The sequence below is a fragment of the Paenibacillus gorillae genome, from assembly GCF_000513275.1.
Taxonomy (GTDB): Bacteria; Bacillota; Bacilli; order Paenibacillales; family Paenibacillaceae; genus Pristimantibacillus; species Pristimantibacillus gorillae.
Genome location: NZ_CBVJ010000030.1, coordinates 31,029 through 47,533, shown reverse-complemented (window position 1 = coordinate 47,533; position 16,505 = coordinate 31,029). Strand labels below are relative to the sequence as shown.

General features: G+C 42.0%; 16 protein-coding genes and 1 pseudogene. 2 read left to right on the top strand and 15 right to left on the bottom strand.

Annotated features, from left to right (window positions below; genetic code table 11):
- Positions 1-34: 34 nt before the first annotated feature.
- The 3 genes from TY10_RS05770 to TY10_RS05760 all read right to left on the bottom strand — a co-directional run bounded on the left by TY10_RS05770 (position 35) and on the right by TY10_RS05760 (position 1,927).
- On the bottom strand, positions 35-376 hold the full coding sequence (locus tag TY10_RS05770; protein ID WP_042161500.1) for a hypothetical protein: 342 nt from the start codon (positions 374-376) through the stop codon (positions 35-37).
- 35 nt (positions 377-411) lie between these two features.
- Complete coding sequence (locus TY10_RS05765; protein ID WP_042161498.1) at positions 412-954, bottom strand: hypothetical protein; 543 nt, start codon at positions 952-954, stop codon at positions 412-414.
- Positions 955-1,351: 397 nt separating this feature from the next.
- Positions 1,352-1,927 (bottom strand): dihydrofolate reductase family protein, encoded by a 576-nt coding sequence (locus TY10_RS05760; protein WP_042161497.1) that lies wholly within the window; start codon positions 1,925-1,927, stop codon positions 1,352-1,354.
- 461 nt (positions 1,928-2,388) lie between these two features.
- Here TY10_RS05760 and TY10_RS05755 point away from each other — a divergent pair, with 461 nt between their 5' ends.
- Complete coding sequence (locus TY10_RS05755; RefSeq protein ID WP_042161496.1) at positions 2,389-2,826, top strand: hypothetical protein; 438 nt, start codon at positions 2,389-2,391, stop codon at positions 2,824-2,826.
- 223 nt (positions 2,827-3,049) lie between these two features.
- Here TY10_RS05755 and TY10_RS30260 read toward each other — a convergent pair whose 3' ends face one another.
- From TY10_RS30260 to TY10_RS05705, 12 genes and pseudogenes are all read right to left on the bottom strand, one after another.
- Positions 3,050-3,475, bottom strand: coding sequence for a hypothetical protein (locus TY10_RS30260; RefSeq protein ID WP_155985714.1), 426 nt, complete (start codon positions 3,473-3,475; stop codon positions 3,050-3,052).
- A gap of 67 nt (positions 3,476-3,542) precedes the next feature.
- Positions 3,543-4,178, bottom strand: a complete 636-nt coding sequence (locus tag TY10_RS05750) for an HAD family hydrolase (protein WP_042161611.1) — start codon at positions 4,176-4,178, stop codon at positions 3,543-3,545.
- A gap of 585 nt (positions 4,179-4,763) precedes the next feature.
- A pseudogene (locus tag TY10_RS05745) lies at positions 4,764-6,267 on the bottom strand (alpha/beta hydrolase family protein).
- A gap of 314 nt (positions 6,268-6,581) precedes the next feature.
- Positions 6,582-7,502: a carbohydrate kinase family protein gene (locus TY10_RS05740; RefSeq protein ID WP_042161495.1), complete on the bottom strand. Its 921-nt coding sequence runs from the start codon at positions 7,500-7,502 to the stop codon at positions 6,582-6,584.
- 11 nt (positions 7,503-7,513) lie between these two features.
- Entirely contained in the window at positions 7,514-8,353 is an 840-nt protein-coding gene (locus tag TY10_RS05735) for a BtpA family protein (protein ID WP_042161494.1), read from the bottom strand.
- Positions 8,354-8,405: 52 nt separating this feature from the next.
- Entirely contained in the window at positions 8,406-9,395 is a 990-nt protein-coding gene (locus TY10_RS05730; RefSeq protein WP_337588334.1) for an ABC transporter permease, read from the bottom strand.
- A complete protein-coding gene (locus TY10_RS05725) occupies positions 9,388-10,890 on the bottom strand; it encodes a sugar ABC transporter ATP-binding protein (RefSeq protein WP_052350385.1) in 1,503 nt (500 codons plus the stop codon). Before TY10_RS05725 ends, TY10_RS05730 begins: the two co-directional genes overlap by 8 nt.
- A 20-nt stretch (positions 10,891-10,910) precedes the next feature.
- Positions 10,911-11,873, bottom strand: a complete 963-nt coding sequence (locus tag TY10_RS05720; protein WP_052350384.1) for a substrate-binding domain-containing protein — start codon at positions 11,871-11,873, stop codon at positions 10,911-10,913.
- 110 nt (positions 11,874-11,983) lie between these two features.
- On the bottom strand, positions 11,984-12,718 hold the full coding sequence (locus tag TY10_RS05715) for a GntR family transcriptional regulator (RefSeq protein WP_042161492.1): 735 nt from the start codon (positions 12,716-12,718) through the stop codon (positions 11,984-11,986).
- Positions 12,719-13,086: 368 nt separating this feature from the next.
- A complete protein-coding gene (locus tag TY10_RS31315) occupies positions 13,087-13,491 on the bottom strand; it encodes a phosphotransferase (protein ID WP_238327472.1) in 405 nt (134 codons plus the stop codon).
- A 33-nt stretch (positions 13,492-13,524) separates the two neighbouring features.
- Positions 13,525-13,968, bottom strand: a complete 444-nt coding sequence (locus TY10_RS31310) for a protein kinase family protein (RefSeq protein WP_238327471.1) — start codon at positions 13,966-13,968, stop codon at positions 13,525-13,527.
- Positions 13,969-14,293: 325 nt separating this feature from the next.
- Positions 14,294-14,821, bottom strand: a complete 528-nt coding sequence (locus TY10_RS05705) for a GNAT family N-acetyltransferase (RefSeq protein ID WP_042161491.1) — start codon at positions 14,819-14,821, stop codon at positions 14,294-14,296.
- A 242-nt stretch (positions 14,822-15,063) separates the two neighbouring features.
- On the opposite strand from TY10_RS05705, the gene pdxR reads away from it, so the two are divergent.
- Positions 15,064-16,497, top strand: a complete 1,434-nt coding sequence (gene pdxR, locus TY10_RS05700; RefSeq protein WP_042161489.1) for a MocR-like pyridoxine biosynthesis transcription factor PdxR — start codon at positions 15,064-15,066, stop codon at positions 16,495-16,497.
- Positions 16,498-16,505: the final 8 nt, after the last annotated feature.

The following is a 16,505-nucleotide window of genomic DNA, read 5'->3' as shown; positions in this document are numbered from 1 at the left end:
TCTCCTCCTAAGAGATACTCGTAAAGATTAATGATTACTTTTCTAAATTAAATCCATCGATCAAAGCGCTAACTTCGTTTAATGTTCTATACTGTTCGCTTAAACTCTTACCTTTGATTTTATTTGGAAAGTCAAGCGTATCAACGACTTGAGAAACATAAGAGATATATAGTTTTAATTTCTGATCTATTTCTTCGTTGGATACATTGGTTGAACGATTATCCAAAGAATAGACAATGGGTGACGAAGGCTTCGGGCTGTTGAATATATTTATATTTTCAGGAAAATTTTTACCAACTGAATTATCTTTTTTGGTTAGATTAAAATTAAGATAAATATTTGAATACGCTCCAACCAGTGAATTAATATAAGCCACTTTGTCATCTTTTCGGAAGAGTTCATGATCAATGTTTATCTTGGTATCTGATCGATTATTTTTCCAGTTTGAGAACGGGCTGTAACCGTAGAACTCATAAGCGTTACTCCATCTGTTATTAAGAACCAATACCGATCATTGTTTATATCGCTGATGATTTTTGCTGAAATTTGCTTACCGCCATTAGCATTAACAAGTACGTCTGCGATTTCGGCGTCTAATATTTTTCCATAGAGAAGGTCTGTGTAATTTGAAAAGTCTCTTTTTAAGTCGAAAAAAGTCCATCCTATTTTATGCTTCTTTGGTGATAGCGAAGTAGATCCATTCATAAAGTGCCAGCCAAAAAGGTTCTTCTTTACTATTGCAATCCCAAAATAATCATCGGGTGCTGTTCCCCATTCATAAAACACAATTGCTTTCTTATTCTCTAATGCTTCAATATGAACGATTTTTGCCATCGGTTGGTGTAAAGATAAAACAGCTTTTTCAATTTCCTTGTCATTGTCTTTTAGTCCAATGTTCAAAAAATATGAGGCAATTAGTAAAATGGCGATGGTATAAAATATAATGATTTTCAAATTCCTTGACAGTAAAACCAACTCCCACTCTATAATGACATTGTTTCTAACTTTTAAATTGTCTCACCTGAATATACCACATATTGGAACATAGCTGCCCTTTACTTGAATAAAAGCTGTAGCTGATCCTCCGATCTGCTACAGCTTTTTTGATAGAGCTATAGTTCTCCGCTCCTTTAGTTCGATAAGGAAGCTAAAGATTCAAATAAAGTCCCTTCAGCACCATTACATTGAACAATAATTTTCTTGTAATGACTCGGAAATTGCTGTGTGAGTACTGCTCAATTTAAACAAAGTCTTACGTTGGCATAACAAAAAAAGCAACCGGAAGTACTGCACCGGCTGCTGTTATGTTGAACTGCTGTCTCCCGTTTGCTAAATCACCTAAGTGACAAGGTCATCTTACCGTCTGGTAAACGAGACCAATTGCTCCAGAATCAAAGCTCTTGTTTTCAATTAGCTTAAGATTGACCTTCTCCTTAATACCTTGGAATAACGGCAATCCATTACCGATCAGGACAGGAGAAACCGTAATTTTATACTCATCAATTAAATCAAGCTGCATAAGGTGGTGTGCGAACCTGGGACTGCCGAGGATGACCATATCCTGGCCTGGCTGCTGTTTGAGGTTATAGATCTCTTCCTCGATATCTTCTTTTACGAGTCTGGAATTATTCCATTCGACTTTCTCCAGCGTCGTGGAAAAAACGATTTTAGCTGTTTTTTCAATCCACTCAGCATGATTTAGTTCATGTTGCGAAGCTGATGGGTTCGAAGGCACAGATGGCCAGTAACTGTGCATCATCTGATAAGTCCCGCGTCCCCAAATGACAGTGTCGGCCGTACTCAGAATTTCTTTCGCGTGTTTCTCCAAATCAGCATCGTAGGAAACCCAGCCAATGTCCATTTCACCATTTGGCCCTTCTACAAAACCATCAAGCGATGCGTGCAGAAATAGAACGAGTTTTCTCATTTTGAGTTCTCCTTTGCTCATGAAGGATATCTTACAATATACTTTAACTATATTTCTAGTTGAATTCAACTTGGATTGTTTCTTATAGTTTGCTAATACCAAATCTGCCCATTAACTGATAAGAGAGAGACAATAAATTAATTATATCAATTCCTCCTAAGAACCACTTTCCGGGTAAGCTTATTCCGAGTATCAAAGCCCCCAACCCCTTGCAAGTTAAATTTCCCCCTAATAAAAGGTAAAAATATACCCGAAATCCTATTGTCTATAAAATAGACATAAAATAGAATATATGTAATCGTCCTCCTTCCATTCTCTCAGTATTGATAACACTCTCTATCTATTGAAGGGCTGGACAATGAATTTTTTCGGGAAGGAGGATATGGATTTATTGAATGAATATGAATTTGCAGGATGACTCAAATTTGAATCAATAATTAATTCTAAGGAGGAATCATTTAATGATGATGCAACAACAAGTTATTACTGATCGAATGATCAGAGGTTCTGTGATGAAAAGAGCTTTTATTTCCGTCCTGCTGGTGATTGCCCTGTTGGCTTCATTCGCACCTTCTGTATTCGCTGCTTTTTCGTACACGAGCCCGGTTTACAACCTCAGCGGCGGTACCATCTATTTCGGAAACGGTGTAATCGTCAATACCGGCACAAGTTCCGACACCCTTACCGTCAAGGTGTACAAAAAGGAATGTACCACAACATCCTGCACAAACGTATTGGTTGGCTCCAAAACCATCAGCCTGTCCTCACAGCAATACACCTATCCTGGTGCATCAGGTGCGCCTCTTATCCCTATCGCTACAGGAACGACAGCTGGTCAATATTTTTATACGTTGTCCGCTTCCGGCAGCTGGCATGTAATGGCTAGTATCCATAATTAAGTTAAAACCATTCACTTTATTAAAAGGAACTATTATAAAGAAATGGCGATGCTGAAGGAGTTCATCTCTGCATCGCCATTCTTGTTTTTAGGTCTATCGCTACCTTCTTAAGCAAATTGTGACGACAAGCAGGGTAATTCGATCAGACCTGTCACAGTGATTACATCTGTTTTATTTTATTTATTGCTTTTAAAACAGCTTCACGATTTTTTGCTGCTTTCATTCAAATTGGAAGCCTGCTTTCCACACTTAAATAGTAAGGGGATGACCCTCTTAATTCAGCTTCAACATACTTCTCAAGATAACTTAAATGTTCTAAATTATAAGCCCAAAGAGTACGGCCACAACAAGCAACTTGTAAATACAGTGGATAACCAAAATACCAGTCATAATTCCCGCCTATATTAATCAAACCTTCACGCCATGAATTACCATAAGAAATAACGTTTTGATTAAAACAATTTGTACTCGGAATCATTTCCTTTAGCAAACCGCAAGACATACAAATGAATCTAATTATTGCATTTCTATAATAGAGTCCTTCAGGTGATATGACCTTAGATTTTTCATTACAATTAGGACATTGTACAATAAATTCATATCCAAAACTCTCTAACATTCGGTGACCATTCTTAAATTGCTTTTTCATAACAAACCTACTTCTATTCGTTTTTTGACTTTGTTTAAACGATTCCAGCATGGAATGCTCTCTCAAATTAATTAAGGATAATATCCTTTAGTTCAATCAGAGTCTTGATTCGGTAGCTGGCCTGTGAGAAGTCATGTGTTTTTGTGAAATCGTTATGGACAATAGCACAGTCGATACCAGCCGCCACGGCAGAGCTCAACCCTCGGTTTGAATCCTCTACTACCAGAGTCTCTTCTTTGGCAGCTCCGAAGCGCTTTAGGCCAGTCAAGTATGGTTCCGGGTGCGGCTTGCTGCGCTCGTAGTCTTCACGCACAAGGACGAAATCCATGAATTGTTTAATCTGGCGCGTTTCATGAATAAGTTGAAAGTCCGCACGTTTTGCAGTCGTCACGATGGCCATGCGTACGTATTTTGACAATTCGGCTAGAGTTTCAATAACGCCTTCAATTTCGATCGCTTCTGTACGTAGATATTCCTGATAATAAACGTTGCGGACCTCACGCTGCCTACTGATGGTTTGTTCATCAATACCAGCCGCCCTCGCTTGAGACCAAGTGCCAAATGACTGGGTCATGTCACGGAGGTACTGATCTTTATCCAAAGTAAATCCAATGTCAGCTAGAGCACGTTCTCCCGCTTTGTAATACCAGAATTCAGTATCAACCAGAACACCATCATGATCGAATAGTATGTACTTTTTCATAGCTTCGTTCTCCTTTGTCAGCTGCGGCACCAGTCCTGCCTCTTTTATTCTCATGTTTCCATAAACTGTATTCATTCAATTTTACTGTTTGGTAATACGAGGTGTAAACAATGATTTAATTCCTGTCAAAAAGCATAAGATCGCAAGAAAAAGCTGCCACCTGCAGCTTTAATTTAGAGGAAACTGTCACGTGAAAATCTCATCCTATTTCACACTTGCTTTCTCCATGAGCTGATGTGTACCCCACTGAGCAATAAACCAGCCGACTATTAGTGTTCCTACCGTAATACCAATGTTCGAAAAGGAAACAAATAAATGGCAGCATATAGGAGCGGGAACAGAATAACTGTTCTCGTCATGCTTTTGTTAACAAGAAACCCGAACAAAAAGTTCCCTGCTATCAAGGATAGACATCGAGCAATTCCTCCTTCTTGTTATAAGAGAAGTATAATATAGGGGGGTGACTACTTTATGTCACCATTTAGCATTCGTTTTTCAGAAAAAAACTCCCCCGTCAAACGGTTTATTTAATAAACTTTGTCTGCTTGAAGGGGAGTCTACCGTATCGGCAGCCTGTACGTGATGCTATAATAGCGAGGTTGCGAACTTCACCTCCGGAAAGCGACGATCTGGTCCTTTCATTAAGGTTCCGCCTTGATTTTTAAGATACATATCGAAGAAATCCAGCATATAGGCATTGATGACGGAATTCGCTCTTTCGGGTGCAACCTTTCCTGTAATTCCCAAAATTTTGAAAATCGAAGAAATGAATTGTACGTCGGTAAAATTCAAATGCTCCGAATTTTCGATATAGAGGAATTGTCCTCCTTCGTCGGCCGTTTCGCGCATCCGTTCAAGCTCCAATTTTTTATCTTCCGTTACTTGATCCATCCACTCTCTTGTGTCGCCCATACGTTTAAGCTCTGCCTCCGTGTAGGCATGGTTATCCATCACCATCTTTAATCTTTCGAATTCACTTTCCGAGTTCATGAACAAAAATCGGTTTTCTCAGACCCTCTCTGTCACGCAGTCGATAAAGCGCTCCATCTAAGTCTATTCCAACCGTGATTCGCGGATCGTAAGAAGCGTCATAAGCCGTCGCTCCGCCGATGGAATGACCGAATACTCCGACATGACCGAGATCAATCCTCCCTTTTAAATGACTTGGAATCTGCCCCGATTGGATGAGCTTGAATTGGTCCAGCGCTAACGCCACATCATCGGTTAAGACTTCTCCCAACTTGTCTCGATTAGCGCTTTCTGTCCTGTAATCATGGTCGGGCGAGAATAGATTGTTGGTTGTGCTGATCGTGATTCGACCGTCAGGAAACACGGTTGCAAATGTATTGTAGGTGTGGTCGATCGCTGCCACGATATATCCGTGACTCGCGAGATTTTCAGCTTGCGATGTATGGAGGAACCTGGAAGAGCCATAGCCGGGATTTACTATGATCAACGGGTATGAAGTCTGTGCCGAAGAGATTTCGGCCCCCGAATAAGAATGACTGGATACGTACTTCAGGTGTTGCAAAGTAAACCCGGGAAGGCCATAGCTCTCGGCCATATAACGTAAAATCTGAGTGTCTGGAATAAAGGGAGCGTATTTGCCGGTGCCAGCTTGAGCCGGATACCATACTTGAACCATCAATTCTCTCTTACCCTCTCTGGCTTCGTCGAAAATCTCTTCCCTATTGGGATCCACGAAATGAAAAGTTTGCGTTCCTACCTTAAATTCACCTGTCGGTTCAGGCAGTTTAAATACAGGAAAAGCATACATGAGACCCGCAGTTACGACCAGCATTACCACTGTGGCGGTATAAGTTGAACCCAAGATGAATCGCGGGATTTTACTTAGGCCAGTTTTTTTAAAATAGCGATAACTTGAAATGGCTAAACAAATGATCGTTATGCAATAGGGGAAAATCAGCTGAATTCTGTATCCTTCCACCGTCCAATGAACGACCAGTAAAAGTGTGGAAATCCCGCTTCCAATGAATAATGGAATTCTATGCCGCCCTGTTTTTAATAGCACTGTTAAAGCAAACAACCCGATGTTTGACAAAATAAGCAATAGTTCAAACAGCCTCATCTCGATTCTCCTTCAAAAAAATACTATTTTCGTTTGTTCCAATCTTATCCTGCCAGGCTAGCGTAAGCCATCGATTTGCCTTACATTGTCTTACATTTACCTTACAGTGATTTATTTGATCTTGCAGTATTGGAGGACTCGCAAACGTTTCTTTATTTAGAAGGGAGATATATCTTAAGTTAGATGGACATATATAGAAGCTGTAAAGCTTGCATAAGTAGTTACTTTCAACCCGAAACTGAATGCAAAAAAAGCCGCAAAAATTGCGGCTTTACAATGCACTAAATAACAATGATAATATTATCTTCACGGTATCAAGAGAACCAATTCAGCCCGCTTAGCTCATGTCTATATGGCAATCCTGTTCTTGCTCCAACCGCTGCAACAGCTCGTGTTCCCATTTCAATACCAAGTCGAAGCACGTTCTGCTGCTCCCAGCCTCTTGCAAGACCATATAGTGCTCCTGCAGCAAAAGCATCGCCTGCTCCCGTAGAGTCTACTGCATGAACGGGCTGCGCACCCTGATGCATCCTATTCGGCTGCCCGCTTTCTTGCATGAAGCTGTACTCTGCACCTTTCGCACCAAGCTTTACAAAAATATGCTTAGGTCCGATGCTATGCAGCTGCCTAATCCCCTCGCTGCGCTGACATGAAGGAAATAAATCATCCAGCTCCGCTTCATTCAGAAATAAAATAGATGTTTGCTGGAGCAACGGCTTTAAGTACCGAAGTCCTTTACCAGTAAGCAGCTTGCTCGGATCAAGCGAAACTTGAAGTCCGCTATTCGCTTCTTTTAACTGCACCAACTGCTCGATAACAGCATCCGCAGGACTGCTTAAGTGCAAGTAATCCAGCCCTCCGACAAATAATTGCGGCACAAGCCTCCAATTAAAATGCGTATTGGCACCCGGATAAGTATACATGGTACGCAAACCCTGACGATCCACTGTTATCATAACGGTGCCTGATACCACTCCAGGTACTTGCTGTATATAGTCGCATCTGACTTGCTCCAGCTCCTTTATCAATAAGGAGGCATAACCATCATCACCAGTTGCTCCTAGGAAGAACACCTCCTGGCCGAGCCGGGACAGCCCGACGGCGACATTCGCCGCCGAACCGCCTGAGAATACTTGAAACTCCTCTAGCTCTGCTTCCTGGTCAGCGCCTGCAAAAGCAGCTGTTTTACCTGCAAGATCTACGTTTATAAATCCATGAACTGCTATTGCGGCCATACCTGACCCTCCTAACGCAAGGTTGCGACCTGATGCATAAACCGTTTCACACGCTCCAGCTCAACGGGCTCCCACCAGTTTCCGGCAACTTTCAAGCAGCTGCCAACAATGGCTCCATCAGCAACAGAAAGGATAGATACTGCATTGCTCTCTGTCATTCCGCTTCCTACGATGACTGGCAGGCTTGTATGATTACTAATGCCGTTAATTTCATCTAACTCTGTTTCGTCGCCCGTACGATTACCTGTTGCAATCAGAATATCCGCATCGAAAAATTCATTGTCGCGTGTCTGCTCTGCCAAGCTGCGATCAGCTACAATGGAGTGACTGCCATGCTTAACATGAACGTCTGCCATCACTCTAATATCGTCACCAAACAATCCCGCTTTATAACGCATCGCTTTAGCAGAAGCTCCTTCTATGATGCCTTCATTGGCAACATATGCGTTTACCCATTGATTAGAGCGAACCCAAGTTGCCTTACAGCCTTTGGCAATTGCAATAGAAGGCAGCACGGCATTTGCCAAGCAGTTGACACCAAGCGGCAGGCTGCTTGCCTTACGAATTTCAACGCCTACAGCTGTCATAGCTGCAACCGTCTCCATGCCAAAATCTTCTGGCTTAGGGAAAGGAAGGTCCCAAGCATTCTCGATTTGCAAGCCGTCAACGCCACCTTCCACAAGCGTCCGGACATCTTTAAGTGCAAACTCAATGATTTCATCCATGCTTTCGCCTTTATAATGAGGCGCACCAGGCATCGGCTTCAAGTGAATCATACCGATAATCGGCTTCTTAACGCCAAACAACTCATCTAGTGCATTCTTTTTTGCTGGAAAAATTCCTCCGCTCATTTCTCTCCATCACCTTTACTATATATTTTATTATGCAAATATTTAAATCAATTTAAGCAGCTGATGCTCTTCTGCTTTTCATCGAGTTAAACCAAACAGCAGCCAAAATGACAATACCTTTGATCATAAGCTGATGATAGGAAGGGACATTCAATAAATTAAGTCCATTGTTCAAAATCGAAATAATCGCAACACCCATCAGCGTTCCTACGATTTTCCCTTCACCGCCAAATAAATTGGTGCCTCCTAATACAACAGCAGCGATAGCATCCAACTCTGATCCAGTACCAGCATTTGGAGAACCTGTAGACAAACGAGAAGCTAACAAAATACCTGCGATTGACATGACCATGCTTCCAAATACATAAATGCCTGTCTTTACCCAATTGACTCGAATGCCGCAAAGCCTAGCAGCTTCTTCATTGCCGCCTATCGCGTAGATCGCTCTGCCAAACCTTGTATGCGTCAGCAGCAGGTGTCCAACGATTGCAACCGCTATCATAATAATAATTGGCACTGGAATCGGGCCAAGATAACCTCTTCCCAGCGATCGGAAAAATGCATCGTTGATCGGGATGGGGTTACCTTCTGTATATACGAAGGCAATTCCGCTCAATATGGTGAGCATCGCCAGCGTAACAATAAAAGGCGGAATCTTTTGCGTTGATATGACCGTACCGACGAATAGACCGATGGCAGCCCCAACTACAATGGTAATGAGAATTGCAAGCGGCACGGGTACACCTGCTGCGATTAATCCTGCCGCAATGACACCGCTTACAGCAATTTGAGAGCCTGCGCTCAAATCAATACCACCGGATATAATGATAAAGGTCATCGCAACAGCCATAATGCAAAGCACGGCTGATTGTCGAAATACATTTAACAAATTGTCTATTGTAAGAAAATCACTGCTTGCAAAAGACATAATGACGAATAAGAGAATAAGTCCGATTGTTGTGCTGCCCTTATTAAAGAGGAAGTATGCGAGTTGCTTCCACTTCGCTTGTTCTGGTTGTAAGATTGCATTGGCTTTAAGCACTGTTAGCCCCCCCAAAAGCGAGTTTCAAAATATGGTCTGGTGTAATCATCGGCTTCTCCAGCATTCCTGCCATATGTCCCTCTTTCATGACAATGACTCTGTCACTCATGCCGACAATTTCTTGAATTTCTGATGAGATCATCAGAACGGTAATGCCCTGCTGTGCCAGCTTGCTGATCTGAGCAAAAATTTCTGCCTTAGCTCTAACGTCAACCCCGCGGCAAGGCTCGTCCAAAATCAAAATTCGAGTGCCCTGAATCATCCAGCGTGCTATGATGGCCTTTTGCTGATTGCCTCCGCTTAATTTCGAAATTTGCTGCTCCAGGCTAGTCGTTTTAATATTAAGCCGAGTACGGTATTCTTCAGCAGCCTTGGACTCCTTCTTGCGATCTACCCATAGCATCTTGTCAAATTGCTTCAGGGTAGGCAGTGTCATGTTTTCTCGAACACTCATCTTTAGGGCAAGTCCTGTTTCCTTGCGATTTTCGGTTACAAAGCCTATGCCCAGCTTAATGGCGTCTCTAGGACTGCGAATGTCGACTGGCCTGCCGTCGATCGAAATCGTACCGCTATCCTTCTTCAGCATTCCGAATAATGTCATGGCGATCTCGGTTCTGCCTGATCCTACCAAGCCAGCAATTCCTACAATTTCTCCCTCTCGCAGCTCGAAGCCAATATTATGGAACATATTGCTTTTACTAAGCCCTTCTACCTTCAACACCGGCTTGCCGATCGGTACCTCAACCTTGTTGAAGTAATCCGCAACCTTTCGGTTAGCCATGAGCTCCACCAGCTCATCAACCCCGCTTACCTCCTTCAAAGGCATCGTCTTAATATGCTGACCGTCACGAAGCACGGTCACCGTATCTGCAATCCGGAAAATTTCATCCATGCGATGTGAAATATACAAGATTCCTATTCCCTGCTGCTTGAGCTCCCCAATCAAACGAAGCAGTATTTCAATTTCTCTATCCGATAGCGAAGAGGTTGGTTCATCCATAATAAGCACTTTAGCTTGCTGTGAAATGGCTCTTGCTATTTCGATCATTTGTTTCTGGGCAATGCTCACATGCCTCACTAGCTGCTTAGGATCGATCCGGATTTGCAGGGAATCGAATATGACCTTCGCATCTTGATTCATTTTCTTCCAATGAATAAGGCCAAACCGTTTGACAGGTTGAATGCCCAGGAATACATTTTCGGCTACCGTCAAATCATTCGCTACATTCAGCTCCTGATAGATGCAATGGATCCCAAGCTTTTTGGACATCAAGGGGTCCATCTGGTTTATCAGCTCGCCACCGACATATATGTCGCCGCTCGTCTTGCTGTATGCGCCAGTCAAAATTTTTATAAAAGTTGACTTCCCTGCTCCATTCTCACCTACGATAGCATGAACACTGCCAGGCATAAGCGTTAAAGAAACATTAGATAAGGCACGGTTGCCGTAAAATTCCTTGACGATGTTTTTCAATTCAAGAATTGGTTGTTTCAAGGAAATTCCCCATTTCTAATTCACTTTGCGAAATGCTCGTCTACGTTACTCTTATCTACCAGAATGACGGGAATGCTAATGTTTTTTTCAAGCTTCTTACCGTTAATGGCATCAATCGCCGCTTCAATAGCTTTTTCACCAATTAGCTGCGGCTGCTGTTGAATAAGTGCCAGAATATAATCGTTGCGAATTCCTTCTGCAGTTTCTGATGTTGGATCAAAGCCTACAATTTTGATGTTGCTTTTTTTAGCCGATTCAAGTGCAGCCAAGGAGCCGGATACGCTGTTTTCACTAGTTGCAAAAATATAATTCACATCAGGATGGGCCTGAAGAATATTTTCAACCGTGGACATCGACTCTTCGCGGTTATAGCCTGGTTGCTCATTGAGGAATTTAACACCCTTGACATCTGCAAGCGCATCTTTAAACCCTCTTAATCTTTCCTTCTGAACAAAGGACTGCTTCCAGGTAACAATTGCGATCGTAGCATCCTTGCCTTCAGCTTCAATGCTCTTTTTCAGCTGCTCGCCAATTTGTTTTCCTGCTTCATAGTTTTCAGTACCGATAAACGTATCAACGCTTTCGGAATTAATAACATTATCAGCCGTTATAATCGGGATACCTTTGCTTTTGGCTTCCTCAATTGCAGGAATAACACCTGCATTATCTGTTGCCAGAACGATTAGAGCATCGACATCCTTTTGAGTATAATCCTCAATAGCCGATACTTGCTTAGCCAAATCAAGGTTAGGGTCATTCGTCAAAACCGTGACGCCTGCCTCTTCGGCTTTTTTATTTACCCCCTTACTAATATCAATGAAAAATTCATGTCTAAGCGTTGTATAAGTGACCCCAACTACCAGCTTTTTGTCACCGTCTGACTTGCCTCCTGCTGTGCTTTCCGGCTGGCCCTTTGGACCAGAACCGCATGCCGATAGTAATGTTAGCGCTACCAAAAGTGTAGTGAACAACGCTTTTTTCACAAGAATACCCCCAACAATTTTTTATATTGAGAAGAACCTACAGACTTGCGCGCATGATTGTAATCTGTAGATTCTTTATCAATCGGAAGGAAACTTGAATAACTGCTTTGTTAATCTGTTGTTTTCAAAACGTTGACATATTGGAACTTGTCAGGCAAGAAGTACATTTTTGTAAACTCAATGGGCCCTTTATCGGTCTTAGTGACTCGTTCGATATACAGAAGCGGTGACCCTGATTTTATACCAAGCAATACAGCTGTTTCTTCGTCAGCGAGTACTGCCTTAACCTTCTCTATTGCTTCCGTAAGAACTATGCCAGCATCATTCTTCAAGGTTCTATACAAGGATTGATTACTAAAATCATAGCTGTTCAGATCTACATTGAGCAGGCTGCTGCGTATATAAGCATCCTGAAGACCTATAATTTCCTGATTAACAATTCTTACCCGCTTCAGCTGATACACATTTTTCTCCCAAATCAGCTCCAAATTCCGTGTTGTTTCATTCGTTACAGGAACGACTCCAGCCTGGATAACGGTGCTTTTAACTTTGTTGCCCTTTTTCTCGAAGTCCTCAACCAGTCCTAGCAGCTTCGGTCGTTCCCCTTGTAGAGCATGCTCAGCGACAAAGGTGCCGCTTCCTTGGATCCGGTACAATACACCTTCATTTACCAGCTCGGCAAGCGTCAATCGAACAGTCGTACGACTAACCTTAAAAAGCTCGCATAACTCTCCTTCCGTTGGGATTTTATCACCTACAATCCAATGCCCCTCTTCAATTTGCTTTAAGATGACATCCTTGAGCTGATAATAAAGCGGGCTGCCTTTCTTGCTACGGTCAAGCATTTGGTCTCTCCTTTTCACAAATTGATTATGTCGTAATGTTGTTATAACATATTTTCAATTTTGTTGTAAAGCGTTTTCATTTTAAAATTTAGTTGAAAATGATCAGGTAATAGAAAGTGGATTGAACAAACCCAGTAACAGCAAGGTTTTCTGATTGTTGTACGAATTATTAAAGGTTCAATCTAAGGATCAGCGGGAACTTGCTCTCCCCTTTCTCATTCCCGGTTTCTCATGCTTATAATACAAATCCACAGCAAAAACCCAGCCGAGATTCGACTGGGTTTAGTTGCAGATTAAGTTCTACATCATCTTTTCTTACGAAACGTATACAACCAATGTGTGAGCATTCCAAGCGAAAACAACTATACTCAATAACCTACCGAATTCCTTAAAACAACAATATTTTCTTGAAGGAATGTTTGATTTTTTTCGATTCCTCTGTTTTTACACCAAACAACGGCACTGAAAGCATCGTAAATATTATAAAATGGCAGCACTTGTTCCAGGGCCAGCATAGGTCGAATCGATTGATATCCGTCAATGAACGGTATCTTTGTTCTCGGATTGACTTCCCAAATATCTCGATTAACTTTTGTAAAATCTATTTCCGACGATCCGCCACGGGCACTCTCGAAATCGATAATGCCAGCAACCTCGTTACCTTTCACCAATATATTACCTGGTCTAAAATCCATGTGAACAATGCCTGGTCCATCAGGGGCCGGTAAAGCAGATAAGATTTCATCGAAACGAAGAATACATTTTTCAAACAATTGTGAATCGAGAATCTCCTTGCATGGCTCTTTCTAATTTTCAAAATTGCTTTTGATATATAATCTCCAATTGTTTTGGTCAAGCACCTTATAACCATCGCTTAAATAATAACCATACCCGGGAGTTTTAACCTCATGGAGCATAGCGTGATACATGCTAATTTGATAAGCGAGTTTTTCATCAATGTCCCCTGTACAAGGCGTGCCTTGAATTGCTGAAAGAAGCAATGCTCCAGTAGTACGTTCATCCCCATACCAAATGTCCAATACCTTAGGAACAGGAATAACTCCCTGCAATGTTTCAAGGATCTGAAATTCACGATATAGTTTATCTTTGTTAAATGGAATTTTCACATAAACGTTCTCTCCGCTAGAAAGAGTAAGCTTGTACACCTCTGAGCTAAATGACTCTGGAACATCTTCTATACTCCTGACGTTCAGCTTTAGCTTTTCTATAACGTTAAGAATGGAACTCATAGGGTACCTCCTGTTTTAGATAGCAGGTGAAAGTTCGATAACGAACGGGATGATTATTTTAGAAAAACAGCCAGTCGTAGTGACTGGCACAGAGTGTCGAGAAAGTCCTATGGACTTTTCGACACTTTTATTTTTATTTGGTGGCTCTCGTCTTAGCAAAGAAAAATCGATTTAAAACGATCTGAGAACCACATTTAGGTGAAAAAATTTCGAGAGATTTAGGCCCCTACAAAAAATAAGGGGTTTCTCTACAGCCTGAGCCAGTCATAGTGACTGGCACTTTCCTTATTTTATGATGATAAAGTTTTCCGTGAGATTAACGGTTTCACAATTCTATAGTCATATGAATGTCGTTCGGTTCCTTTCGATAAAGCTCCTCGTCCAAATCCGATGTCAATGCAGAACCACGACTGGTATAAAATTTTACTGCTGACTCGGTTTCAGTGGCGGATATGTATAGTTGTGCAGCTCCTTTTTCTATTGCGACTTGGTTTAATTCATGGAAAATTCGGCTTCCAATTCCTTGCCTTCGATAATTGCGTGATACATACATCAGGTCTAACTGAAGCTGCCTTTGATCTTTGCCCCTGAATTTGTGTGCCAGCACTCCGAATCCAATCAATTTGTCCCCGTCATATGCTCCATAGGCTGTACCACCGTTACTTAGTTCAAATTCATATCGCTCTATAATCTCCTGGTAATGTTCTTCCTCCCAATTCGGGCATTCATGTGGAAGCTTTACCTCTTGAATCTCACCATCAAGGCATTTATAAATCAGCTCTATTGTTTCGGACCGGTCAATATCACGAATCCTGTATGAGTCCTCTAATTTCATCTCAGTAACTGAAATCATTTTTTACCCTCCCTCGGTTAACCACACTAGCATAATAAGGTAAAAGTACCATTTTGTAAATTGACAATTACACGATTATCACGCTGTTATTCTAAAGCGCCTGAATGGCGCTTTTCTGATTGGACAAGTAGAGTTGTACATGAATGATCACTATGATAGGATATCAATCAATGGATTGTAACTAAATAACAATAAACATAATTTCCATCAATCCATAAATCCATTAGAATCATGGTGATAAAATGCTCAAAGTTGATCGTAATGATGATCGTCCTATGTGGCAGCAGCTTCTTGATCAAGCGATCCATAATATTACAACCGGTAAATGGCAACCAGGCGAATTGCTGCTTCCTTCTCGTGAATTAGCTTCTCTAATCGGCGTGTCACGTTCGACCATACAAATTGTTTATGAAGAGTTATTTAGCCGAGGATACACGGTAACTTCCCGTCGAGGCGGGACAAGGGTTAGTGAGACGATCTATGTGAAGCCTATTTCAGAGGCCGAGGAAATAAAAGGCCCCCTTCTCCCCGATCTGCCAGTACTGAATGCTTCGATTAAGCATTTGCACAGCTGGTTTGGCAATAAAGAAAGAATTATTCCTGAAATAGATTTCACTCCTCATGAGCCATATCTCGATGAACAATTTCAAAAAAGCTGGAGACAATCTTTTTTGCAGGCGTCGACCAGTAATGATTTGAATATATGGGCTTATGGTGATGCTAGAGGTTATCTTCCACTTCGGGAACAAATTCAGCGGTACTTATCACTTGAACGTGGCATTTATGTGCAAGTTGATCAAATTTTATTAACCTCTGGTGCACAGCACAGCATCGATTTGATAGCCCAAGCTCTTTTGCAGGAAGGGGATACGGTTACTGTCGAAGATCCAGGTTTTCCTGCTGCGTGGATGGCTATGAATTATCGGAACATGCGAGTATGTCCCGCTCCAGTCGATGAATCTGGACTATGCACAGACCATATACATCCACAATCCAAGCTTGTGTTTGTTACACCATCCCATCAATGCGCTGTTGGTGTTATCATGTCCGAACCGCGCCGGCAGCAATTATTACATATGGCTGCTCAATCACAGTTTTGGATTGTAGAGGATGATTACGACAGCGAATTTCGTTACCGCGGAGACCCGCTTCCTACCTTGTTCAGCCAAAGACCTCAGAATACGTTGTATATGATGAGCTTTTCCAAGATGGTGGCGCCTGGTATCCGGTTATCAGCGATCATTGGTCCGAATGAAGCCATCCATCGGCTTGCTCAAGTTCAGGAATTGACTTATCGTCATCTTCCGATTATGGAGCAATTTACGCTGGCGCATTTCATTGAACACGGTCACTTTATGCGTCATATGAGGCGGGTGCGAAATGTGTACCGGCGCAGGCACGAAGCCATGACAAAAGCTATCATCGCCACTGGATTGAGTGAACGCTTTACACTTAGCGGAGTCGAGACCGGTTTGCATATGCTTCTTGAGGTTGATCAATCCTTTGACGAGGAAACCGTGACAAATATAGCCTTTGAAGAAGGTATTCGTATCTATCCGCTCAGCAAATATAGCTTGAAAAGTGAGCGAAAAGGATGGATTCTTGGATTTGCTAAAGTAGATGAAGCCGCTATCGAGCGAGGCATTGAGCGTCTGGCAAGGATACTGTTGCAATAGGTATCCTT